The organism is Micromonospora phaseoli (assembly GCF_900109115.1).
GTDB lineage: Bacteria > Actinomycetota > Actinomycetes > Mycobacteriales > Micromonosporaceae > Micromonospora > Micromonospora phaseoli.
This window is the reverse complement of sequence record NZ_FNYV01000001.1, coordinates 380,316-407,271: the sequence shown is the minus strand read 5'-3', so window position 1 is coordinate 407,271 and position 26,956 is coordinate 380,316. Positions and strand designations below refer to the sequence as shown.

Sequence of the window (26,956 nt, the reverse complement as noted above, 5' to 3'; positions counted from 1 at the left end):
GTACGTCCACCTCCGGGTCGCACGTGGGGTGGCCGGCTGCGGGCGGATCCACCGCCGGAGTACCGTCGGTCCCCGTCCGCGGTCCCGACGTGGCAGGCTCGCAGGCGACGAGGCGCAGCGGTACGCACCGTGGGAGGCAGCGTGCATGTCGTGATCATGGGATGTGGCCGGGTCGGCTCGACTTTGGCGGACAACCTGGAGGCCCGGGGGCACTCGGTTGCCGTCATCGACCAGGACGCCGACTCCTTCCGCCGGCTGCGGCCCGACTTCGCCGGGACGACGGTCACCGGGGCCGGTTTCGACGGCGACGTGCTGCGTCAGGCCGGCATCGAGCGGGCGGACGCCTTCGCCGCCGTCTCCAGCGGGGACAACTCCAATATCATCTCGGCCCGGCTGGCCCGTGAGACGTTCGGTGTGTCCCGCGTGGCAGCCCGCATCTACGACCAGCGCCGCGCGCAGGTCTACGAGCGACTGGGCATCCCCACCGTGGCCACCGTCCGCTGGACCGCCGACCGGATGCTGCGGCACCTGCTGCCCGAGGGCAACGTGGAGATCTTCCGCGACTCGACCAGCACCGTGTCGATCGTCGAGGTGCCGGTGCACAAGGACTGGATCGGCCGGCCGGTGCGGGCCCTGGAGGAGGCCACCGGCACCCGGGTGGCCTACCTGATCCGCTTCGGCATCGGCACGCTGCCCACCGCCGGCACTGTGGTCCAGGAGGGCGACCAGGTGTTCATGCTGGTCACCGACGACCTGGTGAACCGGGTCACTGCGGTGGCGGCGACGCCGGAAGGAGGGCAGTGATCATGCGGGTTGCCATTGCCGGCGCCGGCAACGTGGGTCGCTCCATCGCCCAGGAGCTGATCGAGAACGGCCACCAGGTGCTCCTCATCGAGCGGCAGCCCCGGATGCTGCGGCCGGACCGGGTGCCGGACGCCGAGTGGGTTCTGGCCGACGCCTGCGAGCTGGCCAGCCTGGAGGAGGCCGAACTGGCCGACTGCGACGTGGTGGTCGCCGCCACCGGCGACGACAAGGTCAACCTCGTGGTCTCGCTGCTGGCCAAGACCGAGTTCGCGGTGGCCCGGGTGGTCGCCCGGGTAAACCGGGCCGAGAACGAATGGCTGTTCACCGAGCAGTGGGGCGTGGACGTGGCGGTCAGCAAGCCACGCGTGATGGCCGCACTGGTCGAGGAGGCGGTGACGGTCGGTGACCTGGTACGCCTGATGACCTTCCGACAGGGCGAGGCCAACCTGGTCGAGATCACCCTTCCGCCGACCGCGCCGTACGTCGGGCGGGCACTGCGCGAGGTACCGCTGCCCCGGGACACCGCACTGGTGGCGATCCTGCGCGGCAAGCGGGTGATGGTGCCCAGCCCGGACGACCCGATCGAGGCCGGCGACGAGCTGGTCTTCGTCTGCACCGCCGAGGCGGAGGACGCCGTACGGGCGGTGGTGCTCGGCCCGGACAGCGTCGAGCGCACCCGCGAGTCGCGCTGAACCGGCTGGTCCGAAAGGCAGCCGTCCGGTCGCCGTCGGCGGTGGTTCAGCTCGTCGGCGGCTCCACCTCGCGCTGGCGGGTCACCCGTCGCACCGTCCAGACCGTGATCAGCAGCAGCAGCACGTACGGCGGGTAGCCCAGGGCCAGCCGGGCTATCCCGAGTGCGGTCTCCATGTCAGCGGCCGCCGCCTCGTCGCCGAGTTGATCGAACCGGCGGGCCGCCAGGTAGATCGCGGCCTGCACGCCCACCTTGGCCAACCACACCACGCCCCACAGCACGGTCAGCCTCGTGAAGACCCGGACCAGCTTGGGATCGTCGCGCCATTCGGCGCTGCCCTTGGCGACCAGCACCGACCAGATCCAGCCGACCAGCGGCTGCCGAACCGCCGCCGAGACCAGCAGAGCCAGCCCGTAGCCGATGCCGTAGAGGATCCCGGGGAGGTAGAAGTCGCGCGCGTCGCCGGTACGCCAGGCGATGGCGGCGCCGACCCCGATGCCGAACAGCCCGTTGACCGCGTGCCGTACCGGCCGCCGCTGGGCCAGCCGCAGCCCGCCGATCAGCACCGCCACCGCCACCGACGCGATCACCGCGGGCCGCAGCTCGCCGAGGATGTTGGCGATCACGAAGACCACCACCGGGATGCTGGACTCGGCCAGACCCCGCCAGCCGCCGAGCTGATCGGCCATCTGCTCGGCGACGGTGGGCAGCCGCTCCTCGTCCGCCGGCCCGGTCTCCGGCTGGGTGGCCGGCTGCTGTCCGGTGGTCATCGCCCGCCGTCCAGAAAATGCCAGATCCGCAGGTTCACTTCGACGGCTCCAACTCGTAGTACGGGTTGTAGATCACCTTGCGGTCGTCGCGCACCGCGATCCGCCCCCTGGCGGTCAGGTGCCGGCCCGGTTCGATGCCCACGATGTGCCGCCGGCCCAACCAGACCAGCGTCACGACGTCACTGCCGTCGTAGAGATCCGCCTCCAGCGCCGGCAGGTTGATCCGCGGCGTGTAGACGACGGTACGCAGCCGGCCGCTGACCGAGACCAGCTGCCCGCGCGCGCACTGCAGCACCGGCTTCGCGCCGCACCGGGCGCTCTCCCGCTGCAGCTGCTGCGCCTCGATCTCGGCCTCGCTCGCGGTGAGCCGGCGCAGCATCCGCCGCAGCGAACCCCGACCCTCGTCGGTGGTCATGACCTCCGCGTCACCTCTCCACGCCGGCCGGCTGGCGCCGACACCCGTCGCCTCCGGTGGCACCGGGACAACACCCGCCCAGCGTACGCCCGACGGGTCCGTCCCGGCGCACCGGAAATTGCGGTCTCAGCGCGCACCGGGCGCGGACGCGATGCCGGCCTGCTCAGCCTGCCCGGCCTGCTCGGCCTGCTCGCCCATCTCGCGCGGCAGCCGCAGCGGCAGCGGTTCACGCACCGGCTTGGCCTCCGCACCCCGGTCGACGACCAGCCCGTCCAGGCACACGGCCAGCGGACCGGCGGCGGCGGGATCGGTGGCCGCCGCACCCTGGTACACCGCGCGGACCATCCACCGCGGCCCGTCCACCCCGACGAAGCGCAGGTCGGTCAGGCCGTCCTCGGTACGCACCCGGGCATGCAGCTCCGGGCCGTACTCGCCGAGGACCTCCTGCGCGGCGGCACCGTCGGTGAACAGTGACTGGCGAATCTCCTCGCGTACCTCGTCCCAGATGCCCTCGGAGCGCGGGGCGGCGAAGACGCCGAGCTGCAGGGCGCTCTGCCCGTGCACCAGCACGACCTGCTGGATCACGCCCTGCTGGTCGGCCTGCACCCGCACCTCGACGTCGGGCACCGCCGGGATCTGCAGGCTGCCCAGATCGAGCCGCTGCACGCCGTCGGGCGCCTCGGTAACGTCGTACGGCCCGCGCGCCGGGGTCGGCTCGGCGCCCTCAACGGTCTCGGGCGCCTCGCTGGCCCGTTCGTCACGGGCGTGCCGTCCCGCGGCCCGCTTTCGGGAGAAGATCACTGCGTCCACCCTCCGCTGTTCGCACTCACGGTGCCATCTCGTCCGTCCGCGCCGTCCGTGACCGCCGGCGGCACCAGTCCGGCGTGTCCGCCGGTGGAGCCGTGCCCGCCGGTCCCGCGTCCGGACGCGGGCAGCTCGGCCACCGGCTGGAAGACCGCCCGTTCCACCCGCTGCACAATGAGCTGCGCGATCCGGTCACCCCTGGCGATCTTCACCGGCACGGCCCGATCATGGTTGATCAGGTTGACCAGGATCTCACCCCGGTAGCCGGCGTCGACCGTACCGGGCGCGTTGAGCACCGTCACGCCGAGTCTGGCCGCAAGCCCCGATCGGGGATGGACCAGGCCCACGTACCCGTCGGGCAGCGCGATCGCCACGCCGGTCGGGACCAGCGCCCGGCCGCCGGGCGACAACTCCACGTCGGCGGCGGCCACCAGGTCGGCACCGGCGTCACCGGGATGGGCGTACGCCGGCACCGGCAGCTCGGGGTCGAGCCGTCGGACCGGCACGGGCACCAGGTCGGTCACGGTTTCCCTCTTTCGTCCGTTCCGCTGTGGGTGACCCTGTCATCCTGCCCGGTACCCGGGCCGCGCCGCGCCGTACCCTGGCACGAGTGAGCAAGCCACGGTCTCCCTCGTCCACCACGGCGACCTCGGGATATACCGAGCGGATGCGGCTGCCCTGGTGGCTGTGGCTCGCGGGGCTCGCCGCCGCCACCCTGCTCGCGGTGGAGGTATGGATGGGCGGCGCCGGTGTGCGGGCCTGGTTGCCGTTCGCGGTGCTGCTGCCAGCCACCGTCGCCGGGCTGGCCTGGCTGGGCCGGATCCGGGTCGCGGTGACCGACGGCGAGCTGCGGGTCGACGACGCCCGGCTGCCCGTGCGGTTCATCGCCGACGCCGTCCCGCTGGATGTCGACGGGCGGCGCGAGGTACTCGGCGTCGGGGCGGATCCACTGGCATTCGTCGTCCAGCGGCCCTGGATCGGCGGTGCCGTCCAGGTGGTCCTCAACGACCCGGCCGATCCCACCCCGTTCTGGGTGGTCAGCTCCCGGCACCCGGTCGAGCTGGCCGACGCCCTACTGAGCGCCCGCGACGCGGCAGGCTGATCCAGCCCGGCCCGCTGAGTACCCTCCCCGCCCGCTGAGCCCGCCGGGAGCGGCCGGTCAGGGTGCTCCGGGGGGTCCGGGTAGGGCTGGCGGGCTGCCGGGCAGCGCGGGCGGCACGCCGGGCAGGCCGCGCCGCTGCCGGCGCAGGTCGGTGCGGAGCTGGTCGGCCAGCGTCCGGGTGGCCCGACGATTCAGGTAGCTCGCCACCGCGGCGCCGGTCAGGAACGGTCCCAGCGTGGTCAGGTTCCGACCGAATCGCTTGAGCAGCGTGTCCCGCAGTTCGTGGCGGGCCGCCGTGCCGAGCACCGCGCCCACCCCCACACCGGGCATCATCGGGTTGACACCACGCTGGTTCGCCCAGGCCTGCACCAGAGAGACCGTCCGCTGACTGCCCGCGGCGGGCAGCGGAGCGCCGTAGATCTCGTGCAGCTCACCGGTCAGCTTCAGCTCGATCGCCACCACGGCGACCGTCTCGGCGGCGAGCAGCACCGGCGCGGAGAGCAGGCTCGGGGTGACCGTCCACTGCACCGCCGAGGCACCGCCACCGGCCGCTCCGATTCCCGCTGTGGCCCGGGACGCGTTGCGCACCAGCCGGTCGGCCAGATCCTCGCCGTCCAGTCCGGGGAAGTGCCGGCGCAGGGTGGCCAGGTCGCGGATCGGCACGTGCGGGGCTATCTCGGCGACCGTGTCCACCATCCAGCGCACCGCCGCCTTCGGCTTGAACAGGTCGCCGATCCCCCGGGCACGGGCCTGACCGACCAGCCGGCCGAGTAGTTGGCGCCGTTTCGCCGGCTCGATGTCGTCGGCGGTCAGCGCGGCGACCGTCTCGCCCAGCTCACCCGCCTGCTCGCCGCGTTCGCTCATGCCAGCACTCCGCTGCGCTCGCTCATGGCTAACGAGTCAACCAGGTCGGGCGGCGCGGCGCTCGTTGAGCCGGGCAGCGGCGGCTCCACTCGGGAGCCGCCGCCGTGGTGGTGTTGTCTTCCTGTCGGTCAGACGCACTCGCGGCAGATCAGCTCGCCGTTGCGCTCGACCGCCAACTGGCTACGGTGGTGCACCAGGAAGCAACGGGCGCAGCGGAACTCGTCCTGCTGCATCGGTAGCACCTTGACCGTCAACTCTTCGTCGGCAAGGTCGGCGCCGGGCAGCTCGAAGCTCTCAGCCACTTCGGCCTCGTCGACGTCCACGGCGCCCGACTGAGAGTCGACGCGCCGGGCCTTGAGCTCTTCCAGGCTGTCCTCGCCGAGGTCGACCTCGTCGCGGCGCGGGGCGTCGTAGTCGGTGGCCATCGGTTTCACTCTCCCATTTCGATGTTGTCGCTTCCGGTTGTAACGCCGGACGACGCTGTTTCGGTTCCGCTGGCCGGCCACCGCTTGTGTCGGCCAACTGACCCGACGACCGTTCGGGTCAGTCCGCCAGAGGATCTCCCCGGTGAGCGCGGAACCCTACCCCCCCTTTGGGCGAGGCATGTATACCGCCCTCGTGGCTGAGATGTACGCCCCTGCACGTGAAGTTGTTCCCAATGTGACTCAGGCGACACGAAGATAGGGGTAGTACTACCCGGTTCTCGGATGGCGCGCCGGCATGTCGGACTGTTTCCACGCGACGGTCGGACACCCGTTAACCTCAGCGGCGTACCTGACGGCCGGCGGGACGGCCGCCGGCCGCCGCCACCCATCATTGTCCGGGAGTGCCCTGATGAGTTTTGCGCGAGTGCGAGCACTCGTTGTCGTCGGCGGGCTTGCGGTGGTCGCCCTGGTCTTCGTGGTCGTCGCCCTGGTCAAGGACACCCAGAGTAACGCCGGCTCGGGCGAGGGCTGCCCGTCGGACTGGCCGCGCGCCGACGTGACCCTGCGGGAGTCGAAGGACGTCAAGATCAATGTGCTGAACGCCACCGACCGACCCGGCCTGGCCGGCACCGTCGCAGACGACTTCCGCAACCGGAACTTCCAGGTGAAGAAGGAAGCCACCCAGAAGAAGCAGATCGACGACGTGGCGGTGCTGCGCTACGGCCCCAAGGGGGTCAGCTCGGCGCACCTGCTGCGGGCCTACTTCCTGGACAACGCCGAGTACGAGTACGACGTCAAGCGCGAGGACGACGTGGTCGACGTGGTGCTGGGCGGCGGCTTCCAGCAACTGGCCACCACCACCGAGGTCAACCAGTCGCTCGGCGACCTCGGTGCCCCGGTCGCCCCGCCGGGTACCTGCCCCATGCCGATCGAAGACTGACCGGTCGAGGTGGGCGGTCAGGGGCCGCCGGAGGCGTCCAGCGCGGCCAGGCGATCGTGCAGCGGGGCGAAGAGCGCCGCCGGCGCGGCGATGACCATGTCCGGCCCGGCCGCCAGCCCCTTGAGCCCACCGACCCGCACGCCGGCCTCGCTGGCCACCAGACCACCGGCCGCCTGGTCCCAGGCGGCCAGGCCCTTCTCGTAGTAGGCGTCGGCCCGCCCCTCGGCGACCAGGCACAGGTCGACGGCGGCGGCGCCGAGCCGCCGGATGTCCCGCACGTGCGGGATCAGTTCGGTCAGCACCCGGGCCTGGTGGGCGCGGCGGGCCGGGGCGTAGCCGAATCCGGTGACCACCAGCGCCTGGCCGAGGTCGGTCTCGGTGGAGCACCGGAGGCGCTGCCCGTCGCGCCAGGCGCCACCGCCGGCGGTGGCGGTCCACTCCTCGCCGGTGTGGATGTTGCGCACCACTCCCGCCACCACCTCGCCGCCCACCTCCGCGGCGATCGACACCCCGCAGTGCGCCAGCCCGTAGAGATAGTTGACGGTGCCGTCGATCGGATCCACGATCCACCGCACCCGGGCCAGGCCGTCGCCCCGCTCCGCCGCGCCGTACTCCTCGCCCAGGACGGCGTCGTCCGGCCGCTGCCGCCGCAGCTCATCGGTGATCTGGCGCTCCACGGCCCGGTCGGCCGCGGTCACCACGTCGGTGACCGTGCTCTTGGTCGCGGTGACCGAAACACCCTCGGCCCACATCCGGTACGCGGTGGTCGCCGCGCCCCGCGCCACGTCGATCGCGAGCTCCAGCAGTTCCCGCGGCGATGGCGCCGAGCGGTCCATCATCGGTCCCCTTCCCGCACGGCCGGGTATCCGGGTTCCGCGCGGGTATCATCCTTTCAAAGTCCAAAAGTGCACCGAATCGGCGGTCCCGACCACCGATCAGCCGTGCGGCGCAGGATGATCGCGGCAGACGGCGTTACAATTCACCCCTGCCCACGCGCCACGGACCGCCACACGACGGACGGGCCGGGACACGGGGGTTCCTCAAACACATCGCCCGGCACGGTGCGCCACGCTGCGCCGGACGACCCGGCCGTGCTCGCTCTTCGCCTCCGGAAGGTCATTCGTGACAGAACCCCGCCAGACCGGCGCCGACGTTCGCTCGCTCACCGACACCCTGATCGCCCACGCGCAGAGCGCCGGCGGCCAGCTCACGTCGGCCCAGCTCGCGCGTACCGTCGAGTCCGCCGAGGTGACTCCGGCCCAGGCCAAGAAGATCCTGCGGGCGCTCTCCGAGGCCGGGGTGACCGTCGTGGTCGACGGCTCGGCCAGCACGCGCCGGCGGGTGGCCGCCGCGCGCTCCGCGACTCCGGCGTCCCGGGCCACCACCGCCAAGACCACCAAGAAGGCGGCCGCGCCGGCTCCGAAGCAGGCCCCCTCGGCCGAGGAGGCGCCGGCTCCGGCTCCGCGCAAGGCAACCTCGCGCAAGGCCACCGGAACCACTGCGGAGGTGGCCGCCAAGGCCGCCGCCCCGGCCAAGAGGTCCACCCGCGCCACCAAGGCCACGGTGGCCGCCGCGACCGGCGCGGGCAAGCCCGCCAAGCCGGGCGAGGTCGCCGAGGGTGAGGTGAATCCCGAGGAGCTCGCCGCCGAGATCGAGGACGTGGTGGTCGAGGAGCCGGCCGAGCTGGCCCGGGCGGCTGCGGCCGACGCCGCCAGCTCCGCCACGGACAACGACTTCGAGTGGGACGACGAGGAGTCCGAGGCGCTCAAGCAGGCGCGCCGGGACGCCGAGTTGACCGCCTCCGCGGACTCGGTTCGGGCATACCTGAAGCAGATCGGCAAGGTTCCCCTGCTCAACGCCGAGCAGGAGGTGGAGCTGGCCAAGCGGATCGAGGCGGGGCTCTACGCCGCCGAGCGTCTGCGGGCGGCCGACGAGGGCGAGGAGAAGCTCGTCCGGGAGATGCAGCGCGACCTGCTGTGGATCTCCCGCGACGGTGAGCGCGCCAAGAACCACCTGCTGGAGGCCAACCTCCGCCTGGTCGTGTCCCTCGCCAAGCGGTACACCGGCCGCGGCATGGCCTTCCTCGACCTCATCCAGGAAGGCAACCTCGGCCTCATCCGCGCCGTCGAAAAATTCGACTACACCAAGGGCTACAAGTTCTCCACCTACGCCACCTGGTGGATCCGCCAGGCCATCACCCGCGCCATGGCCGACCAGGCCCGCACCATCCGCATCCCGGTACACATGGTCGAGGTGATCAACAAGCTGGGCCGGATACAGCGCGAGCTGCTCCAGGACCTGGGCCGCGAGCCCACGCCGGAGGAGCTGGCCAAGGAGATGGACATCACACCGGAGAAGGTGCTGGAGATCCAGCAGTACGCCCGGGAGCCCATCTCGCTCGACCAGACCATCGGCGACGAGGGCGACAGTCAGCTCGGCGACTTCATCGAGGACTCGGAGGCGGTCGTCGCGGTCGACGCGGTTTCCTTCTCCCTGCTTCAGGACCAGCTCCAGCAGGTTCTACAGACGTTGTCCGAGCGTGAGGCGGGCGTGGTACGCCTGCGCTTCGGGTTGACCGACGGGCAGCCGCGTACGCTGGACGAGATCGGGCAGGTCTACGGTGTGACGCGCGAGCGGATCCGGCAGATCGAGTCCAAGACGATGTCCAAGCTGCGGCACCCGTCCCGTTCCCAGGTGCTCCGGGACTACCTCGACTGATCAGCATCCGTCAACTGAACGTGCCGTTTTGACCACCTGGCGTGCAACGTCGGTTGGTGATCAGGTGGTTGCACGAATGTGATCGTTGACGTGGCACCCTGGTTGCACGGCACACTGTCCCTGCCATGTGTGACCTCGGTCCCCCGCGGGCACACAGGGAAGGCGAGGACCGACAAGGGTGTTGCACGATAGGTGACCACGACCGAAGAGAGTGTTCATCGGTGACGACCAGAGGAGGAAGGCGATGACCCCGACCCTCACGCCGCCGCCCGAGACGGTGAGCCCCCCGGCCGCCGATGAACGGTGCGACCGCTGCAATGCCGCCGGCAAGCTCCGGATCACCCTGTCGGGTGGCAGCGAGCTGGTGTTCTGTGGACACCATGCCAACAAGTACGCGGAGGATCTCGTCAAGATCACCGTGCGCTACGCGGCCGACCCGGAGTTCGCCTGGCGCGGCGCTGACCTGATGGCCAACTGAGGGATCAGCAACAACTCGACACAGCCGGCCGGAGACATCCCCAGGATGTCTCCGGCCGGCTTTTACGTGCCTGGGCACACCCGGGTGGCCGGGAGCCCGTCAACCGCCCCTGCGGGCCGCTCAGCGGCGGCAGGCGGCATGGCGGATGCCACCGGCGCCAACCGGATCTGCGCAGCGCCGCACCGCGACACACGGGCGCACGGTGGGGCTGGTGGGCCGGCCGGGACGGACGTGGCTTGCCGGGTTCAGAGCGTCTGCACGGTGGCGATGCGTTCCTCGAGCTGCTCGATGGTGGCCTGAGCGCTCGGCGGGCCGCCGCAGAGTCGACGCAGCTCGGCGTGGATCTTGCCGTGCGGCTGGCCGGTACGGTGGTGCCGAGCCGCCACCAGAGCGTTGAGCTGACGCCGCAGTGCGACCCGGCGCTGCGCGGCGCTCATCGGCGCCGGTGGGGCGACGGTCGGCGCCGCCGGCACCCCCGACCGTTCCGCGACCCGACGTCGCTGCGCAGCGAGTTGATCAGCCTGGCGCTTGGACAGCAGCGCGGCCACCTGTTCCGAGGTGAGCAGCCCGGGCAGGCCCAGGTACTCCTCCTCCTCGGGCGTGCCGGCCTGCGCCGCGGTGCCGAAGGAGGCGCCGTCGAAGATCACCTGGTCCAGCTCGGCGGTGGCGGAGAGCGCGGTGAACCGCTTCTCCAACTCGCCACTGGCCTGGTCGTCGCGCTGGGCGCGCTCCAGCAGGTCGTCGTCGAAGCCCTCGCGGTCGGACGGCTTGCCGAGCACGTGATCCCGCTCGACCTCCATCTCGCTGGCCAACCCGAGCAGATGCGGCACGCTGGGCACGAAGACCGAGGCGGTCTCCCCTGGCCGCCGGGCCCGGACAAACCGCCCGATCGCCTGCGCGAAGTACAGCGGGGTGCTGGCGCTGGTGGCGTAGACGCCGACGGCCAGCCGGGGGATGTCGACGCCTTCGGACACCATCCGCACCGCGACCAGCCAACGCTGCTGGGAGGCCCCGAACGTCGCGATCCGGGCCGAGGCGCCCACGTCGTCGGAGAGCACGACCGCCGCCTTCTCTCCCGTCACCTGCTCGATGAGCTTGGCGTACGAGCGAGCCGTCTGCTGATCGCTGGCGATGACCAACCCACCCGCGTCGGGCATGCCCGCCTCGCGCAGCACCGTCAGCCGGGCGTCGGCCGCCCGCAGCACCTGCGGCATCCAGTCGCCGGCCGGGTCCAGCGCGGTACGCCAGGCCTGGGCGACGAGGTCCTGCGTCATCGGCTCACCCAGCCGGGCCGCCAACTCCTCGCCGGCGTTGGTGCGCCATCGAGTCTCCCCGGAGTACGCCAGGAACAGCACCGGCCGCACCACGCCGTCGCGCAGCGCGTCGCTGTAGCCGTACACCGAGTCGGCCCGGGAACGCAGCAGGCCGTCGGAGCCCCGCTCGTAGCTGACGAACGGGATCGGGTTGTCGTCGGAACGGAACGGCGTACCGGTCAGCATCAGTCGGCGTACCGCGGGCTCGAAGGCCGCCTTCACCCCGTCGCCCCAGGTCCGTGAGTCGCCGGCGTGATGGATCTCGTCCAGGATGACCAGGGTGCGCCGGGTCATGGTGCGCCGCCGGTGCACGTGCGGGGCCATCCCGACCTGCGCGTACGTGACCACGGCACCGTGGAAGTCCGCCGCGGAGTGCACGTCGGCGTTGCGAAACGCGGCGTCGAGTTGGATGCCGACCCGGGCCGCCGACTCGGCCCACTGGGTCTTCAGATGCTCGGTCGGCGCGACCACGGTGACCGCCTCGACGCTGCCGTCGGCGAGCAGTTCGGCGGCGATCCGCAGGGCGAAGGTGGTCTTGCCGGCGCCGGGGGTGGCGACTGCGGTGAAGTCGTCGCTGCGGCGACGCAGGTACTCCACCAGAGCCTTGCGCTGCCAGGCGCGCAGGGGCGGGAACGTCTCGAGCGCCGGCGTCCGGGCTGCCACGCGTTCGCTCCTCTCCGACCACACGTTGTCCCGACCGCGGGCCGGCGGACCCGGGCCGAGGGGCACGGGTAGCCGCCCCACGAAAACGCCTCCGCGCAACGAGCCGCGAAGGCCGACTCAGCATAACCAGGACCGGCCATCGCGCCCACGCGACGCCACACCCGGTCACCGAACGCCACTCACCACTGCCCGCCGTGACGCGAGGCGGGATTCACCGTGGCGACCCGGCGGCGCCGGTACCCGGCGGAGGCGGCGTGGCCACCGGCGCCGACCAGCGCCGACGCAGGGCCACCAGGCGGATACCGAAGACCAGCAGCACCGCGGCGGTCAGCGGAACCGGACCGGTGTGCCCGAGGACGTTGAGGACCACCACCCCGATCGAGCCGATCAGCGCGGCAACGGCGTAGATCTCCCGCCGCAGCACCACCGGGATCTCGGCGGTCAGCAGGTCTCGGCCGAGCCCGCCACCGATGGCGGTGATCATGCCGATCAGGCAGGCACCCACCGCCGGCACCTGGGCGTCGAGTGCCTTGAGGGTGCCGGTGACGGTGAACAGGCCGAGTCCGGCCGAGTCCAGCACCAGCACGGTGGTACGCAGCCGGGCGAACTGCGGGTGCAGCCAGAAGACCGCTGCGGCGGTCAGGGCAGCGGTGGTCGCGTAGCGCCAGTCGGCGAACGCCAGTGGCGGTACCTCGTCGATCACCAGGTCGCGGATGATCCCGCCGCCGAGAGCGGCGACGAAGCCGACGAAGACCACCCCGAACAGGTCGAGCCGCTTGGCCACCGCCGCGGAGGCACCCGAGGCGGCGAAGACCGCGACACCGGCCAGGTCGGCCAGGAGCAGGGCGGTGGAGGTGGTCACCGCCGCAGGTTACGTGGACGGCCGTGCTGGCCGTTCCCGTCACTCCTTGTACGAGTCGAAGATCTCCTTGCACTTCGGGCAGACCGGCGATCCCGGTTTGGGGGTTTTCGTCACCGGGAAGGTCTCCCCGCAGAGCGCCACCACGAAGGTGCCCATGACCGCACTCTCGGCGATCTTTTCCTTCCGGACGTAGTGGAACATCTCCGGACCGGTGTCGGCGTCCTTCAGCTCCGGGCTCTCGAGGATCTGTGTACTCACGTCTGCACCTCCGACGGACAAGTTTGGCAGGTCACGCTGACCCGGTCCACCTGAGGTGGCCCGGGTGGCGAGCGTACGGTGAGCGATTGTGACCGACTTTCACCTTCGCTACGGCACCGAGGTGGCCCGGGCGTTGCGCGAGCATCGTCCCGTGGTCGCTCTGGAGAGCACCATTGTTTCGCACGGTCTGCCCCGGCCGGACAACCTCCGGGTGGCCCGGCAGATCGAGCAGGCCGTCCGGGACGCCGGCGCGGTGCCGGCCACCATCGGCATGGTCGCCGGTGAGCTCGTGGTGGGCCTCGACGACGCCGAGCTGACCCGGCTGGCAACCGCCGACGGTGTGACCAAGCTCTCCGTCCGCGATCTCGCGGTGGCCGCCGCAGCCGGCGCGGACGGCGCCACCACCGTGGCCGCGACCAGCGCCGTGGCCGCCACGGCCGGCATCGGCGTATTCGCCACCGGCGGGCTGGGCGGGGTGCACCGGGAGGCCGCGCAGACCTTCGACGAGTCGGCTGACCTGGTCACCCTGGCCAGGACTCCGATCGCGGTGGTCTGTGCCGGGGTCAAGTCGATCCTCGACGTGGGCGCCACCCTGGAACGGTTGGAGACCCTCGGGGTGGCCGTGGTCGGCTACCGCACCCGCCGGTTCCCGGGCTTCTTCATCACCGACAGCGGCTTCGACCTGGACTGGTCGCTCGACTCGCCGGAGCAGATCGCCGCCGCGCTGGCCGCCCGGGTGCAGCACGGTGTGCACCACGGCGGGTTGATCATCGCCAACCCGCTGCCCACCGACGAGCAGCTCGATCCCGGCCTGCACGACCGCACGCTCGTCGAGGGGCTGGCGTTGCTGGAGCGCGACGGGGTGACCGGCAAGGGCGTCACGCCGTACCTGCTGTCCCACTTCCACTCCGCCACCGAGGGTGCCAGCCTCGCGGTCAACGTCCGGATCATCCTGCGCAACGCCGACCTCGCCGCCCGGATCGCGGTCGCCGCCGCCGACCGTCGCGGCGAAGCCGCCAGGTGAGCGGTACCGGTCGCGTACTGGTCGTCGGCGATGTGATCACCGACGTGGTGGCGGTACTGGCCGGACCGCTGGCCAGTGGTTCGGACACGCCGGCCGCCATCGGGTTCACCGGGGGCGGCCAGGCCGCCAACACCGCGTCCTGGCTCGCCGCACAGGGCGTGCCGGTCACCCTGGTCGGCGCGGTCGGCGACGACGCCGCAGGACGGGACCGGGTCGCGGAGCTGACCGCCGTCGGCGTCGACTGCGTGGTGGAGAGGGTCGCCGGCTGCGCCACCGGCACGGTCATCGTGCTCACCGCCGGCGACGAACGCACCATGGTCACCGAGCGCGGGGCGAATGTCCGGCTGCGCCCCGGGCAGGTCGACGCGGCGCTGGCCGGTACGCCGGACGCGGCGCACCTGCACCTGTCCGGGTACACCCTGCTGGACGCCGACTCCCGACCGGCCGGCCTGCGCGCGCTGGCCGCCGCCCGCGAGCGTGGCCTCACCACCAGCGTCGACGCGGCCTCGGCTGCCCCGCTGCGCTCGGTCGGGCCGGCGGCGTTCCTGACCTGGGTACGCGAGGTCGACCTGCTGCTGGTCAACGCCGACGAGGCCACGGTGCTGGCCGGCGGGCTGGACCCGCTGGCCCAGGGCAGGGCGCTGGTCGCCTCGGCCCACCGGGTCGTGGTGAAGCGCGGCGGTGCCGGCGCGACCTGGGTCGACCGGGACGCCACCGTGGCCGCCTCGCCGGCCCGCCGGGTGGCGGTGCTCGACGTGACCGGGGCCGGCGACGCCTTCGCGGCCGGGCTGCTGGCGGCCTGGCTGGCCGGGGCGTCGCCGGAGGCCGCGCTGGACCGGGCCACCGACCTCGGCGCGGCGGCGGTCTCCCAGATCGGCGCACGCCCGGTCCGTTGAACGACCGCTCCCGGCCACCAGGCCGGGACCGGACCGGTCGAGGCGGGGACCGACCTGGACGGCCAGGAGGCTGCGGACCGGCCGGTCCGGTCAGGGCTCGGCGTCGATGACCCGGTGTGGCCGTTCTTCGGCGCTGAGGCTCATCGGCGGCGGCTCGGCCTCGGTGGCCGGGCGCGACGAGAACCGGTTGGTCAGCCGGTGCTGCTCCTTCGGTGGCCGGTCGTTGGCCAGCAGCACCGCGATCCACGGGATGAGCACCATGCCCAGCGCGACCATGGGCAGCCAGAGCCAGAGCAGCGGCGCCTTCGCACCGACCAGGATCGCGCCGACGATGACGCAGGCCACCCGGACGCCCATCATCGCGACATACCGCCGCTGCCGGCTGGTCAGCTGGTCGTCCTGACTGCGGGAGGCATCGGTGATGAGAATCGGCCGGTACGCCTGACGCTTCACCGTGTACCTCCTCGGGGGGTCACCCCCATCCTGTCACTCGGACCGGGCGACCGGCGAGGTTCGTCGCGAGCACCAGACGTGTTACGTGCGTGGTACGCTCGCCGGCGTGGGCAGCAGGTTCAGCTTCACCGACGAGGCGCTGGCCAACCTGAGGGTCTACGACGTCACGGCGGGGGAAGTCTGGGAGGCGCTGCACAGCAGCCGACGGGTCATCCGCCACCTGGGTGACGACGTGATGGTGGTGTACGCCACCACCGCTCGCGGACGCCGGGTGGCCGTGCTGCTGGCCGAGGCCGACGGGACCGACAACGACTGGGACGTCCTCTCCGCCCGCGAACTGAGCGACGTCGAGGCCAAGCGCTACGACGAGGCCGTACGGAGATTTCCGGAGACGAGGAGGCGGTGACGATGAACCGTCACGACGCGACCAAGCAGTTCCACAGCGGCGGCGACCGGCTCGCCGACCTGATCGACGAGAGTCACTCGGTGGAGCTACCCACCCCCGACACCGAGACCCCGATGGTCAGCCGCTCGGTCCGGCTGCCGCTGGACACCTACGAACGGGTCCGGGCCGCCGCCGACGCCCGGGGCATCGGCGTGACCACGCTGATGCGGCAGTGGATCGAAGCCGGCCTGGCCGACCTGGACGACTCGGCCACCGTCTCGCTGGCCGACGTACGGCGGGCCATCGCCTCCCTCTCCCACCCGAGCGCCGCCTGACGGCAACCGCCCGCCCGCGCCGACCTGACCCGCACCCCGGTGCGCGAGGGGCGAGGTCAGGTCGGAAAGTTGGCGCCACCTGGATCTGTGCGGTCCAACGGAGAGGCCGACGGCTCCATGGGCAGGTTACGGCCACGCCGCGCGTCGAGGACGGCCAGCACGGTCAGCACGCTGGCGACCACGGACAGGGCGAGCATCGGTGTCCCGAGCAGAAGCAGCGGCGCGGACCCGGCCAACGCCAGCACCGCCAGCACCCGCCGGCGCGAGACCCGCGCGAAGATTTCGTACTCGAAGCGGGTCCGCCCCAGCAGGAACAGGGCCGGGCCCCCGACGACGAAGATCAGCCAGGCCGGTTCGACCCGGTCGAACGGCTTCACGATCACCAGTTCGTAGCCCACTCCGGTGAGCAGTACGCCGAGCACCATCACCAGGTGCGTGGCGGACGCCGACGCACCGAGCCGGCCCGGCGACCGGGCCATCCGCAGCGCCTCGGCGAGCAGGTGGCCGGCCCGGTGGAAGTAGATCCGCCAGAGCAGCGCAGTGGTGATGAAGGCAACCGTGAAGGCGGCTGCGGCCAGCCTTCCGAAGCCCTCGCCGCTGTAGCTGATCCCGATGACCAGGATCGTCTCGCCGAGCGCGATCAGAAAGATCTGCTGGTGGCGCTCGGCCATGTGCTCGCCGGCGATCCGCCAGGCCGAAACCGGTGCCCGACCCAGCCCCGGCACCGGCCAGCCCAGCACGAATCCGACCATGTCGATGGAGATTGCCAACGCCCACAGCCCGAACCGCAAGTCGTCGGGTCCGAGTGCGCCGGCCAGCCAGAACACCCCCGCTCCCGACGCCCAGGCGGCCAGCCGCCACGGCACGGTCCGCCGCGGGTGACGCCCCAGGACGGCGGCGATCAGCAGCGGACGGCCGATCACCGCCACCAGGTACGCCACGACGAACGGCACCGCCCGCTCCTCGAACGCCCGAGGCAGGGCAACGGCCATCACCAGGCTGGCGAACATCGTCCCGACCACGACGAACTGGATCGTCCCGGCGTCCGGCTCGTACCGACTGGTGACCCAGTTGATCAATCTCCAGACCTGCCACAGCGCGAGGAACAGGATCAGCGTCTCCAAGAAGCCCAGCACGGTCAGCCCGTGCTCGATTTCCTCGATGAAACGCACCGACACCCGGGTCAGCCCGAAGACCAGGGACAGGTCGAGGAAGAGTTCCAAGAAGGTGGCCCGCGACGACCCGGTCTCGCCACGCAGGAGCGCGCCGCCCCGCTTCGCCGCCATCGACCGCCCCCTGCCATCGTCGGAAGCGGCCCGCTCAGTCCCCGCCGGCCTTCGCTTTCGCCGCCGCCTTCATCTGCTGTTTGTACTCCCGGACCAGGCGCAGTGACTCGGCATCGGTGACATCGGCAACGGACCGGTGGGCGTTCGGATCACCGTAGGAACCGGCCGCCTCCTGCCAGCCCGGCGGCCGCACCCCGAACCGCTTGCCGAGCAGGGCGAGGAAGATCTGGGCCTTCTGTCGACCGAACCCGGGCAGCGCGGTGATCCGCGCGAGTAGCGCACGGCCGTCCGCCGGATCGGCCCAGAGCTGGGCGGCATCGCCGTCGTAGCGTTCGACCAGCACCCGGCACACCTCCTGCACCCGGGCCGCCATCGCCTTCGGGAACCGGTGCAGGGCGGGCGGCTGGGCGAAGATCGCCACCAGGGCCTCCGGGTCGTGGTCGGCGATCTCCCGGGCGTCCAGGTCGTGGCCGAGCCGTTGGGCCAGCACGTACGGCGAGGAGAACGCCTTCTCCATGGAAATCTGCTGGTCGAGAACCATCCCCACGAGCAGGGCCAGCGGGCTGCGGGCCAGCAGTCGGTTCGCCTCCGGGTCGATGGGCAGTACGAGCGTCATGCCTCCATCCTGCCGGTACAAGACAGCAGGACGTGATCCGACGCGCATCCCGTTCAGAGGTGAGGTTAGGCTGTGCTAACTTCTGCGCGTCGCACATCCGCCCTGGAAGAGGTCAACCTTGCTCGCCACCCGCCGCACCACCCGCGTGCTGATCGCTGCCAGCCTGCTCACCATCGGCCTGGCCGCCTGCGGATCCGACGAAGAGGGTACCGCCGCCGATCTCGGCAAGGCGGACGACAAGCAGATCACCGTCTACAGCGGACGCAACGAACAACTGGTCAAGCCGCTGTTGGACAAGTTCACCCAGCAGACCGGGATCACCGTCAACGCGCGTTACGCGAGCACCGCGCAGCTCGCCGCCCAGTTGGTCGAGGAGGGCGACAAGTCCCCGGCCGACGTGTTCTTCGCCCAGGACGCCGGGGCGTTGGGCACGGTGGCCAAGCGCGGCATGTTCAGCACCCTCTCCGAGACGACCGTCGAAAAGGTGCCGCCGACCTACCGCGCCGGCAACGGCCAGTGGGTCGGGGTGAGCGCCCGCGCCCGGGTGCTGGCCTACAACCCGGATCAGGTGCCGGCCGACCAGCTTCCGAACTCCGTGTTCGACCTGACCGCTGCGCAGTGGAAGGGAAAGGTCGCGTTCGCACCGACGAACGCCTCGTTCCAGGCGTTCGTCACCGCCATCCGGGTGCAGCACGGCGACGCCAAGGCCGAGGAGTTCCTGGCCGGGCTCAAGGCGAACGACCCACAGATCCGCGACGGCAACGGCAAGATCGTCGAGGACGTGAACAGCGGCGTCGTCCCGGTCGGCCTGGTGAACCACTACTACCTGGGCGAGATCGCCAAGGAGAAGGGCACCACCCCGGAGGCGCTGAAGGTCAAGCTGCACTTCTTCCCCGGCGGTGACACCGGCGCTCTGGTCAATGTTGCCGGCGTGGGTGTGCTCAACCGGTCCGCCACCGACCCTGACGCGCAAAAGTTCGTGGACTTCCTGCTCGGCACCGAGGCGCAGACGCACTTCGCCGAACAGACCTTCGAGTACCCGGTGATCACCGGGGTGCCGGGCCCGGCGTACGTGCCCGCGCTGGCCGACCTGGCCGTGCCGCAGATCGACCTGAATGACCTGGACACGCTTGACGCCACCGTCAGCATGATCAAGGACTCGGGGTTGGTGCCCTGACCGCTCCGACGACCACCGCAGGGCCGCCCCGGACCGGGCCGGCCCTGCCTGGCGTACGCGGAAGGGCGCGCCGACTGGCGCCACGCCCGACGCTGCTCGCGGCCTCGACCGCGACGGTGGCTGTGGCTCTGATACCCCTGGCCTACCTCGCCGTACGGACCGCCGAGGCCGGCTGGGACACGATCGTCGGAGAGCTGTGGAGCACGCGGGTCGGGTTACTCGCCCTGCGCAGCCTCGGGCTGGCCACGGTGGTCACCACGGCCTGCGTGTTACTCGGCGTCGGCACCGCCTTCCTCGTCACCCGCACCGACCTGCCTGGCCGCCGGCTCTTCGCCGTGCTGGCGTCGCTGCCGCTGGCCGTGCCCACCTACATCGCCGCGTTCGCCTGGGTCTCGGCGGCACCCCGGCTGGAGGGATTCTGGCCGGCGGCACTGGTGCTGACCCTCTGCTCCTACCCGTACGTGCTGCTGCCGGTCGCGGCTGCGCTACGCGGTGCCGACCCGGCTCAGGAGGAGGTCTCCCGGTCATTGAGACGTAGCGGCTGGCAGACTTTCACGGCGGTGACGTTGCGGCAGATCCGCCCGGCCACCGCCGCCGGTGCGCTGCTGGTCGCCCTCTACGTGCTGTCCGATTTCGGGGCAGTCTCCATCCTGCGCGCCGACACCTTCACCCGGGCCATCTTCGTCGCCTTCGACCTGGGCTTCGATAGAACCGGCGCGGTGGTGCTCTCCAGCGTGCTGGTGGCGCTGACCGTCCTGCTGCTGGCGGGCGAGACCGCGACCCGACGGCGCGGCGCTCGCTACGCCCGGCTCGGCGGCGCCCGGCGTCCCGCGTTGCGGCTGCGCCTCGGCGCGGCCCGGCTGCCGGCGATCGCGGCGCTGCTCGGCGTTGCCGGGCTGGCGCTCGGCGTGCCGGCAGTCAGCCTGGCGCGGCGGCTCGCGGCCGGCATGTCCCGCCCGGGAGCGCTGCCCGAGGTGCTCACCGCGGCCGGGAACTCGCTGACGGTCTCGGTGGCCGGCGCCGCGCTGACCATGCTGCTGGCGCTGCCCTTGGGCCTGCTCACGGCTCGCGCACCGGGCCCGCTGACCACCGCGCTGGACCGGCTGGCATACCTCGCACACGCCCTGCCCGGTGTGGTTGTCGGGCTCTCGCTGATCTTCTTCGGCATCAACGTCGCGTACCCCCTCTACCAGACCCGGTGGCTGCTGGCCCTCGCGTACGCCACGCTGTTCCTGCCGTTGGCGGTCGCCGCGGTGGCCGGTGCGGCCCTTCAGTCCCCGGCAGGGTTGGAAGAGGTGGCCCGTTCCCTCGGCCGTGGACCATGGACGGTGCTCCGCACGGTGACCCTGCCGCTGACGCTGCCCGGCATCGGAGCCGGTGCCGCGCTGGTCTTCCTCACAGGGATGAAGGAGTTGCCCGCCACGCTGCTGCTGCGCCCGACGGGCACGGACACCCTGGCCACCGAGCTGTGGACCAGTACGGCCGTCGGCGCCTACGCGGCGGCGGCGCCCTATGCCGCGCTGCTGGTCGCGATCTCGGCACTACCCACCTGGCTGCTAGTCGCCCGTAGCGGGCTGCTCGACAAGGAGGACCGTCAATGAGCGAGCGTCAGCGAGCGAATCATCAATGCAGCCCGTGGGTGCCTCAGGGCGGCACGCAGCGAAGCGGAGTGCCGTCATGAGCGAGCGTCAGCGAGCGAATCATCAATGCAGCGCGTGGGTGCCTCAGGACGGCACGCAGCGAAGCGGAGTGCCGTCATGAGCGACGTCGTACTCAGCGGTGTGTTCAAGCGATATGGACGGGTGAACGCCCTGGTCGGGGCGGACCTAACCGTCCCGGCCGGCCAACTGACCGCCGTGCTCGGCCCGTCCGGGTGTGGCAAGACCACGCTGCTGCGCTGCCTGGCCGGCTTCGAGCGACTCGACGCCGGGGAGATCCGCATCGACGGCACGCTGGTCGCGGGTGGTGGTCGGCACCTGCCAGCGCATCGGCGCAACATCGCCGTGGTGCCCCAGGAGGGTGCGCTCTTCCCACATCTGAGCGTGGCGGAGAATGTCGGATATGGGCTGGACCGGGCCGCCCGGCGGTCCGGCAGGATCGACGAGGTGCTGACGCTGGTCGGGCTCGCCGGGTACGGCGACCGGATGCCGCATCAGCTCTCCGGCGGGCAGCAACAGCGGGTCGCGGTGGCCCGTGCCCTGGCACCCCGTCCGTCGGTGGTGCTGTTGGACGAGCCGTTCAGTGCTCTCGACGCGGGACTGCGTACGGGACTGCGGCACGACGTACGCGAGGCGCTGCGCGCCGACGGCGCCACCGGTGTGTTGGTCACCCACGATCAGGGCGAGGCGCTCTCGGTAGCCGACCAGGTGGCGGTCCTGTGCGAGGGGCGGGTGGTTCAGTCCGCCCCGCCCACCACCATCTATCGCGAGCCGGCCGACCCCTGGGTCGCCGGGTTTGTCGGCGACGCGATGCTGCTGCCGGCGGTGGTCGAGCAGGGTGCTGCGCGTACCGCCCTGGGGATCCTCCCGGTCACCGGTGCGACGGCCGACGGCCCGGCCACCGTCCTGGTTCGGCCCGAGCAGCTCCGCTTCGCCGACGGTCGGGACGCGGTCGCCGCGACCGTCCTGCGACACGACTTTCATGGCCACGACGCGCTGATCGGGCTCCGTCTCGCCGACGGCACCCAGGTCACCGCCCGGATTCTTGACGGTGCCGCCCCGGTACCCCTGGGTGGCGAGGTCACCGTGCGGGTGGATGGCGCGGCACGGGCGTTCCCGGCACGGACCCTCGCCGGCCTTCCGGCCGAGTATCAGCTCACCGCCTGACTGGTACGAGGGCTTTGCGGGGTAGGAGCACTAGCGGCATGGACCGGCCCGGCGGATCGGGTCGAGCTGTCCGCCGGGCCGGTCCACTTCATCAGGGTCAGTTGACCACGAACAGCAGGCGGTTCGGCGATCCCGAGCCGGGGCTGGTCACCACGCCGGTGGTGGCGTTGTTGACCAGGTAGCTCTTGACCTGTGCCGGCGAGTAGGACGGGTTGGCGCCCAGGACGACGGCGGCGGCGCCGGCCACGTGCGGCGCGGCCATCGAGGTGCCGCTGAGCGTGCTGGTCGCGGTGTTGCTGGTGTGGTACGCGGAGAGCACGCTCGAGCCGGGCGCGAAGATGTGCACGCAGGAGCCGTAGTTGGAGAAGGACGAGCGGGCGTCGGTGCTGGTCGTCGAGCCCACGGTGATCGCGGTCGAGGTACGGGCCGGGGAGTAGTTGCAGGCGTTGGCGTTGGAGTTGCCCGCCGCGACCGCGTAGCTCACGCCCGAGGCGATCGAGTTGGCCACAGCGTTGTCGATGGAGCTGCTGGCCCCACCGCCGAGGCTCATGTTCGCCACGGCCGGCTTGACCGCGTTGGCGGTCACCCAGTTGACGCCGTTGACGACGCTGGTGGTGGTGCCACCGCCGGAGCAGTTGAGCACCTTCACCGCGACCAGGCGGACGGCCTTGGCAACGCCGTACGTCGAGCCGCCGACCGTGCCGGCGACGTGGGTGCCGTGGCCGTTGCAGTCGGTGTTGTTGCTGTCCACCGTGTTGGTGCCCCAGGTGGCCCGACCGCCGAACTGGTTGTGGCTGGTCCGGATACCGGTGTCGATGATGTACGCCCGCACGTTCGAGGCGGTGTTCGGGTAGGTGAAGGTGCCACTCAGCGGGCGGTTCCGCTGGTCGATGCGGTCCAGGCCCCAGGTCGGGTTGGTCTGGGTGGCCTGGATCGTGACCACCTGGTCCTGCTCCACGTACGCCACGGCCGGGTTGGCGGCGAGTCGGGCCGCCTGGCTCGCGGTCATCTTGGCGGCGAAGCCGGTCAGTGCCGCGCTGTACGTGTCGGAGACGCTACCCCCGTACCGCTTGACCAGGGCACTGGCCCGGTCCGGCACCGCGCTGCGCGCCGTCGACGAACCCGCGGCACCGACCGCGTCGGTGCGCAGGACGACGAGGTAGCTTCCGCTGACCGCGTTCGACGCGCCAGCGCCGCGGATCTCGCCGGTGGGTGCGGCGACCGCCGCGGTGGTGCTGGCCGCGGATACGGCCGCCGCGGTGGCGACGACGGCGAGCGCCCGGATGAGCTGCCGTCGCGCGGTGGACCCTGAGGACATCGTCTGCCTCCCTTACCTGGGCGGCCGACCCGGGCTTCTGGCCGGGCGGTCCGCACCATGGACTGAGTTGGAGGAGATGCTAGCGTTTGATCGATGGATATAACAGAGATGCGCGTCGATTGATGGAAAATGTCACGGGCCGTCACGCCTGGACCGGGCTCCACCAGGCAGGATGACGGTGTGGATGGACATGACATGCTGCTCTCCCCCGCCGGCGTCGAGGCGCTGCGGACCGCGTTGATCCGAGCCACTTTCACCGCCAACGGCATCGCCGGGCGGCTCGGCCCGCAGGCCACCGGCGGGGTGGCCCGCAACGACTTCCGCGCCGCGCTGCGCGCCACCGCCGACCGCGATCCGCTCGCCACCCTGATCCGGGTGTTCATCTGCGAACAGACCGAGTCGGAGGCCGCCGTCGCCGCCGCGCTCTCGCCACTGTCGATCGCCGAGGCACTCGACGCGGGGCTGGTCGAGCGACACGGCGACGGGCTACGGATGGGGTTGGACCTGGAACCGTACGGCGACGACTGGTGGGTGCTCGCGGACGTGCCGGCCAGCGCCCGTCCGGGCCGCCCGCTGCACGCCGAGCACGTCCTGGGCATCGGCGGGGCGACCCAGACGATGATCGGGGCGGCCGTCCGACGGCCGGTGGAGAGCGCACTCGACCTCGGCACCGGCTCGGGCGTGCAGGCGCTGCACCTGGGTACCCACGCCCGGCGGGTCACCGCCACCGACGTCTCGCGGCGGGCGTTGCGGTTCGCCGCCACCACCGCCGCCCTCAACGGCCAGGACTGGGAACTGCTGCGTGGCGACATGGTGGCGCCGGTGGCCGGTCGTCGCTTCGACCTGGTGGTCAGCAACCCGCCGTTCGTGGTGGGGCCGGGGACCACCACGCACGTCTACCGCGACTCCGGCCGGGTTGGCGACGCGATCGGCGCCGAGTTGGCTGCCGCCGCTCCCGACCTGCTCACCGAGGGCGGCACCATGCAGTACCTCGCCAACTGGGTGCACGTTGCCGGTGAGGACTGGGGCGAGCGGGTGGCCGGCTGGTTCGCCGGCACCGGCCTGGACGCCTGGGTGATCCAGCGCGAGGTCGCGGACCCGATGGCGTACGTCAACCTGTGGCTGACCGATGTCGGGGAGGCGGCCGACCCGCAGCGGATGGCCGACTGGCTGGACTGGTTCGACGCGCACAAGGTGGAGGCGATCGGGTTCGGCATCGTCTCGCTGCGCCGAGCCGGCCACGACGACCCGGTGACCCGGGTGGAGGACCTGCGCCAGCGGGTCCAGACGCCCCTGGGCGACCGGATCGCCGACTGGTTCGACCGGCAGGACTGGCTGCACGGGCGGGACACCGACGGGCTGCTGGCCGAGCGTTACCGCGCTGCCGACGGGCTTCAGCTGCGGCAGGAGGCGACCATGGGTCCCGATGGCTGGGCGGTGGACCGCCAGGTCCTCGCCATGCCTGCGGGGCTGCGCTGGACCGAGGAGATCGACCCGCTGGTACTGGCCCTGGTGGGCGGGGCCGACGGGCGGCTGCCGCTGCGCGACCAACTCGCGCTGCTCGCGGTCGCCCACGATGTGACCGTGGACGAGTTGGCCGAGGCGGCCGGGCCGATCGTGGCGCACCTGGTCGAGCGGGGCTTCATCGAGCGGGTCGGCGCCTGATGCGGGCGGTGGTGCAGACGGTCGGCCGGGCCAGCGTCACCGTCGAAGGTGAGGTGGTCGGCGCGGTCGCCGACGGGCTGTTGGTACTGCTGGGGGTGACCCACACCGACACCGTCGAGATCGCCCGCACGATGGCCCGCAAGGTGCACGAGCTGCGCATCATGGACGACGAGCGGTCGGCGGCCGACGTCGGCGCGCCGATCCTCGTCGTCAGCCAGTTCACCCTCTACGGCGACGCCCGCAAGGGCCGGCGCCCGACCTGGACCGCGGCGGCCCCGGCAGAAGTGGCCGAGCCTCTGGTCGATGAGGTGGTCCAGGCGCTACGCCAGCGCGGCGCGCAGGTCGAGACCGGGCGCTTCCGGGCACACATGCTGGTGGAGAGCGTCAACGTCGGCCCCCGCACCCTGCTTCTCGACCTCTAGCGCCACCCATGCGCAACCAGTGGTTGCGTATGACGACGGATCGTCCTAGAGTCATGCGCAACCACTGGTTGCGGAAATGGAGGAGCGTGCCGATGGAGTACGGCAGCATCGAGCGGGAGATTCGCGTCGACGCCACCCCCGAGGTGGTCTACGAGGTCGTCAGCAGACCCGAACACCTGCGGCAGTGGTGGCCGGACGAGGCAGAGTTCCAGCCCGTTCCCGGTGCCACCGGAGTCATCTCCTTCGGTGACAACGCCACGCCGGATCCGCATGTCGAACCGCTCACGGTGGTGGAGGCCGACCCGCCCCGGCGGTTCTCCTTCCGGTGGGTGTACGATGCGGCCTCGGCCGCGACGCCGACAAACTCGCTCCTGGTGACCTTCGATCTGGTCCCGTCGGGCGCAGGCACGCTGCTGCGCCTCACCGAGACGGGGTTCCGGGAGAGAGGCTGGGAGGCGGCCGTGCTCGAGGAGCACTACCGCGACCACGTCAACGGCTGGGACCATTTCCTGCCCCGTCTCGTCACCTACGTCGCACGGCTGGTCGCGATTTCATGAGCGTCGCCGTCGACGACGAACTCTGGTCGGCGGTCGGCGACCCCACCCGACGGCGGATGCTCGATCTACTGCTGAGCGACGGCGGTGGCACGGCGACCACGCTGAGCGAACAACTGCCGGTCACCCGACAGGCGGTCGCCAAACACCTTGGCGTGCTCGACCGGGTCGGGCTGGTCCACGCCACGCCGTCCGGACGCGAACGCCGCTACGAGGTGGACGAGGCGCAACTCGCCCGCGCAGTCGCGCAACTGTCGTCGGTCGGCGCCACCTGGGACGCCCGGCTGCGTCGGATCAAGCAGATCGCCGAGGCGATCCAGCGCAGCCAGGAGAGCTGAGCTCACCCGGAACGAACGAACGTCGCCACGTCCGTGGCGGCGCTGATGAATGCTGCCCGGATTCGGGCGTCTTCGACGGAAAGAGGTATCGAGATGGTGGACATCCTGCACCGGGTCGGGGTCACCGCGACTCCCGACGACGTCTACGCGGCCCTGACCACGGTCGACGGACTGGCGAACTGGTGGACGGTGGAGACGGACGGCGACGGCGATGTCGGCGGAGTGCTCCGGTTCCGCTTCGTACCCGGCGGCTTCGACATGAAGGTCGTGGAGACCCGGCCCGCCGAACTGGTGCTCTGGGAGGTCGTCGACGGTCCCGAGGAGTGGATCGGCACCCAGGTTCGCTTCGAGTTGAAGGTGGAAGACGACTTCACGATCCTGCTGTTCCGCCACGAGGGCTGGCGGGAGCCGGTGGAGTTCATGTACCACTGCAGCACCAAGTGGGCGATCTATCTGATGAGCCTCAAGAAGCTGGTCGAAACCGGCAAGGGCGAGCCCGCCCCGCACGACGTCAGGATCAGCAACTGGCACTAGTGCGGTGTCGCGGCGACGTGC

32 protein-coding genes are annotated in these 26,956 nt (G+C 71.4%); 18 read left to right on the top strand and 14 right to left on the bottom strand.

Annotated elements, in window-relative coordinates; genetic code table 11:
• Nucleotides 1–141: 141 nt before the first annotated feature.
• Nucleotides 142–804, top strand: a complete 663-nt coding sequence (locus BMY89_RS01900) for a potassium channel family protein (protein ID WP_092373922.1) — start codon at nt 142–144, stop codon at nt 802–804.
• Nucleotides 801–1,496, top strand: coding sequence for a potassium channel family protein (locus BMY89_RS01895; RefSeq protein WP_092373920.1), 696 nt, complete (start codon nt 801–803; stop codon nt 1,494–1,496). The genes BMY89_RS01900 and BMY89_RS01895 overlap by 4 nt, the downstream gene beginning before the upstream one ends.
• A gap of 46 nt (nt 1,497–1,542) precedes the next feature.
• Here BMY89_RS01895 and BMY89_RS01890 read toward each other — a convergent pair whose 3' ends face one another.
• The 4 genes from BMY89_RS01890 to dut form a co-directional block, all read right to left on the bottom strand.
• Nucleotides 1,543–2,265 carry a DUF3159 domain-containing protein gene (locus BMY89_RS01890; protein ID WP_092373918.1) on the bottom strand — a complete coding sequence of 241 codons (723 nt, stop codon included), beginning with the start codon at nt 2,263–2,265 and terminating at the stop codon, nt 1,543–1,545.
• 34 nt (nt 2,266–2,299) lie between these two features.
• Nucleotides 2,300–2,680 (bottom strand): OB-fold nucleic acid binding domain-containing protein, encoded by a 381-nt coding sequence (locus tag BMY89_RS01885; protein ID WP_092373916.1) that lies wholly within the window; start codon nt 2,678–2,680, stop codon nt 2,300–2,302.
• A gap of 126 nt (nt 2,681–2,806) precedes the next feature.
• A complete protein-coding gene (locus tag BMY89_RS01880) occupies nt 2,807–3,481 on the bottom strand; it encodes a DUF3710 domain-containing protein (RefSeq protein WP_092375362.1) in 675 nt (224 codons plus the stop codon).
• Nucleotides 3,478–4,008 (bottom strand): dUTP diphosphatase, encoded by a 531-nt coding sequence (gene dut, locus BMY89_RS01875; RefSeq protein ID WP_092373914.1) that lies wholly within the window; start codon nt 4,006–4,008, stop codon nt 3,478–3,480. Before dut ends, BMY89_RS01880 begins: the two co-directional genes overlap by 4 nt.
• A gap of 143 nt (nt 4,009–4,151) precedes the next feature.
• Here dut and BMY89_RS01870 point away from each other — a divergent pair, with 143 nt between their 5' ends.
• Nucleotides 4,152–4,586, top strand: coding sequence for a DUF3093 domain-containing protein (locus tag BMY89_RS01870; protein ID WP_175510288.1), 435 nt, complete (start codon nt 4,152–4,154; stop codon nt 4,584–4,586).
• Between the two features lie 57 nt (nt 4,587–4,643).
• On the opposite strand, the gene BMY89_RS01865 is transcribed toward BMY89_RS01870, so the two are convergent.
• Both BMY89_RS01865 and BMY89_RS01860 read right to left on the bottom strand, forming a co-directional pair.
• Nucleotides 4,644–5,450 carry a hypothetical protein gene (locus BMY89_RS01865; protein WP_092373912.1) on the bottom strand — a complete coding sequence of 269 codons (807 nt, stop codon included), beginning with the start codon at nt 5,448–5,450 and terminating at the stop codon, nt 4,644–4,646.
• Between the two features lie 128 nt (nt 5,451–5,578).
• Entirely contained in the window at nt 5,579–5,875 is a 297-nt protein-coding gene (locus BMY89_RS01860; protein WP_007075406.1) for a DUF4193 domain-containing protein, read from the bottom strand.
• 424 nt (nt 5,876–6,299) lie between these two features.
• Here BMY89_RS01860 and BMY89_RS01855 point away from each other — a divergent pair, with 424 nt between their 5' ends.
• Complete coding sequence (locus BMY89_RS01855) at nt 6,300–6,815, top strand: LytR C-terminal domain-containing protein (protein ID WP_175510287.1); 516 nt, start codon at nt 6,300–6,302, stop codon at nt 6,813–6,815.
• A 17-nt stretch (nt 6,816–6,832) separates the two neighbouring features.
• Here BMY89_RS01855 and BMY89_RS01850 read toward each other — a convergent pair whose 3' ends face one another.
• The gene (locus BMY89_RS01850) at nt 6,833–7,651 is read right to left on the bottom strand and encodes an inositol monophosphatase family protein (RefSeq protein ID WP_092373908.1); all 819 of its coding nucleotides are present in this window, start codon (nt 7,649–7,651) and stop codon (nt 6,833–6,835) included.
• 286 nt (nt 7,652–7,937) lie between these two features.
• Between BMY89_RS01850 and BMY89_RS01845 the strand changes: the two genes are divergently transcribed.
• Together BMY89_RS01845 and BMY89_RS01840 are read left to right on the top strand one after the other, a co-directional pair.
• Nucleotides 7,938–9,533 (top strand): RNA polymerase sigma factor, encoded by a 1,596-nt coding sequence (locus BMY89_RS01845; protein WP_092373906.1) that lies wholly within the window; start codon nt 7,938–7,940, stop codon nt 9,531–9,533.
• A gap of 244 nt (nt 9,534–9,777) precedes the next feature.
• A complete protein-coding gene (locus tag BMY89_RS01840) occupies nt 9,778–10,011 on the top strand; it encodes a DUF7455 domain-containing protein (RefSeq protein ID WP_092373904.1) in 234 nt (77 codons plus the stop codon).
• 245 nt (nt 10,012–10,256) lie between these two features.
• On the opposite strand, the gene BMY89_RS01835 is transcribed toward BMY89_RS01840, so the two are convergent.
• The 3 genes from BMY89_RS01835 to BMY89_RS01825 all read right to left on the bottom strand — a co-directional run bounded on the left by BMY89_RS01835 (nt 10,257) and on the right by BMY89_RS01825 (nt 13,107).
• Entirely contained in the window at nt 10,257–11,987 is a 1,731-nt protein-coding gene (locus tag BMY89_RS01835; protein WP_092373902.1) for a DEAD/DEAH box helicase, read from the bottom strand.
• 211 nt (nt 11,988–12,198) lie between these two features.
• Nucleotides 12,199–12,849 carry a trimeric intracellular cation channel family protein gene (locus tag BMY89_RS01830; RefSeq protein ID WP_092373900.1) on the bottom strand — a complete coding sequence of 217 codons (651 nt, stop codon included), beginning with the start codon at nt 12,847–12,849 and terminating at the stop codon, nt 12,199–12,201.
• A 39-nt stretch (nt 12,850–12,888) separates the two neighbouring features.
• A complete protein-coding gene (locus tag BMY89_RS01825) occupies nt 12,889–13,107 on the bottom strand; it encodes a DUF3039 domain-containing protein (protein ID WP_092373898.1) in 219 nt (72 codons plus the stop codon).
• An 88-nt stretch (nt 13,108–13,195) separates the two neighbouring features.
• Between BMY89_RS01825 and BMY89_RS01820 the strand changes: the two genes are divergently transcribed.
• Nucleotides 13,196–14,131 carry a pseudouridine-5'-phosphate glycosidase gene (locus BMY89_RS01820; protein WP_092373896.1) on the top strand — a complete coding sequence of 312 codons (936 nt, stop codon included), beginning with the start codon at nt 13,196–13,198 and terminating at the stop codon, nt 14,129–14,131.
• Nucleotides 14,128–15,027: a carbohydrate kinase family protein gene (locus BMY89_RS01815; RefSeq protein WP_092373894.1), complete on the top strand. Its 900-nt coding sequence runs from the start codon at nt 14,128–14,130 to the stop codon at nt 15,025–15,027. The genes BMY89_RS01820 and BMY89_RS01815 overlap by 4 nt, the downstream gene beginning before the upstream one ends.
• Before the next feature lie 90 nt (nt 15,028–15,117).
• Here BMY89_RS01815 and BMY89_RS01810 read toward each other — a convergent pair whose 3' ends face one another.
• The gene (locus BMY89_RS01810) at nt 15,118–15,480 is read right to left on the bottom strand and encodes a DUF3099 domain-containing protein (RefSeq protein WP_092373892.1); all 363 of its coding nucleotides are present in this window, start codon (nt 15,478–15,480) and stop codon (nt 15,118–15,120) included.
• Between the two features lie 106 nt (nt 15,481–15,586).
• On the opposite strand from BMY89_RS01810, the gene BMY89_RS01805 reads away from it, so the two are divergent.
• Both BMY89_RS01805 and BMY89_RS01800 read left to right on the top strand, forming a co-directional pair.
• Complete coding sequence (locus BMY89_RS01805) at nt 15,587–15,886, top strand: hypothetical protein (RefSeq protein WP_092375356.1); 300 nt, start codon at nt 15,587–15,589, stop codon at nt 15,884–15,886.
• A gap of 2 nt (nt 15,887–15,888) precedes the next feature.
• Complete coding sequence (locus tag BMY89_RS01800; RefSeq protein WP_092373890.1) at nt 15,889–16,200, top strand: hypothetical protein; 312 nt, start codon at nt 15,889–15,891, stop codon at nt 16,198–16,200.
• A 56-nt stretch (nt 16,201–16,256) separates the two neighbouring features.
• Here BMY89_RS01800 and BMY89_RS01795 read toward each other — a convergent pair whose 3' ends face one another.
• Nucleotides 16,257–17,486: a low temperature requirement protein A gene (locus BMY89_RS01795; RefSeq protein ID WP_092373888.1), complete on the bottom strand. Its 1,230-nt coding sequence runs from the start codon at nt 17,484–17,486 to the stop codon at nt 16,257–16,259.
• Nucleotides 17,487–17,520: 34 nt separating this feature from the next.
• Nucleotides 17,521–18,102: an HhH-GPD-type base excision DNA repair protein gene (locus BMY89_RS01790; protein ID WP_092373886.1), complete on the bottom strand. Its 582-nt coding sequence runs from the start codon at nt 18,100–18,102 to the stop codon at nt 17,521–17,523.
• 118 nt (nt 18,103–18,220) lie between these two features.
• Between BMY89_RS01790 and BMY89_RS01785 the strand changes: the two genes are divergently transcribed.
• From BMY89_RS01785 to BMY89_RS01775, 3 genes are all read left to right on the top strand, one after another.
• On the top strand, nt 18,221–19,279 hold the full coding sequence (locus BMY89_RS01785) for an iron ABC transporter substrate-binding protein (RefSeq protein WP_092373884.1): 1,059 nt from the start codon (nt 18,221–18,223) through the stop codon (nt 19,277–19,279).
• 44 nt (nt 19,280–19,323) lie between these two features.
• A complete protein-coding gene (locus BMY89_RS01780) occupies nt 19,324–20,880 on the top strand; it encodes an ABC transporter permease (protein WP_092373882.1) in 1,557 nt (518 codons plus the stop codon).
• Nucleotides 20,881–21,036: 156 nt separating this feature from the next.
• Nucleotides 21,037–22,104, top strand: coding sequence for an ABC transporter ATP-binding protein (locus tag BMY89_RS01775; protein ID WP_092373880.1), 1,068 nt, complete (start codon nt 21,037–21,039; stop codon nt 22,102–22,104).
• A gap of 97 nt (nt 22,105–22,201) precedes the next feature.
• Here BMY89_RS01775 and BMY89_RS01770 read toward each other — a convergent pair whose 3' ends face one another.
• Nucleotides 22,202–23,422, bottom strand: a complete 1,221-nt coding sequence (locus BMY89_RS01770) for a S8 family peptidase (RefSeq protein ID WP_092373878.1) — start codon at nt 23,420–23,422, stop codon at nt 22,202–22,204.
• Nucleotides 23,423–23,602: 180 nt separating this feature from the next.
• On the opposite strand from BMY89_RS01770, the gene BMY89_RS01765 reads away from it, so the two are divergent.
• The 5 genes from BMY89_RS01765 (at nt 23,603) to BMY89_RS01745 (ending at nt 26,935) form a co-directional block, all read left to right on the top strand.
• Nucleotides 23,603–25,087 (top strand): DUF7782 domain-containing protein, encoded by a 1,485-nt coding sequence (locus tag BMY89_RS01765; RefSeq protein ID WP_175510262.1) that lies wholly within the window; start codon nt 23,603–23,605, stop codon nt 25,085–25,087.
• A complete protein-coding gene (dtd, locus tag BMY89_RS01760) occupies nt 25,087–25,509 on the top strand; it encodes a D-aminoacyl-tRNA deacylase (RefSeq protein WP_092373874.1) in 423 nt (140 codons plus the stop codon). Before BMY89_RS01765 ends, dtd begins: the two co-directional genes overlap by 1 nt.
• Before the next feature lie 92 nt (nt 25,510–25,601).
• Nucleotides 25,602–26,066, top strand: a complete 465-nt coding sequence (locus BMY89_RS01755) for an SRPBCC family protein (protein ID WP_092373872.1) — start codon at nt 25,602–25,604, stop codon at nt 26,064–26,066.
• A complete protein-coding gene (locus tag BMY89_RS01750) occupies nt 26,063–26,401 on the top strand; it encodes an ArsR/SmtB family transcription factor (RefSeq protein WP_092373870.1) in 339 nt (112 codons plus the stop codon). Before BMY89_RS01755 ends, BMY89_RS01750 begins: the two co-directional genes overlap by 4 nt.
• 93 nt (nt 26,402–26,494) lie before the next feature.
• Complete coding sequence (locus tag BMY89_RS01745) at nt 26,495–26,935, top strand: SRPBCC family protein (RefSeq protein WP_092373868.1); 441 nt, start codon at nt 26,495–26,497, stop codon at nt 26,933–26,935.
• Nucleotides 26,936–26,956 lie beyond the last annotated feature (21 nt).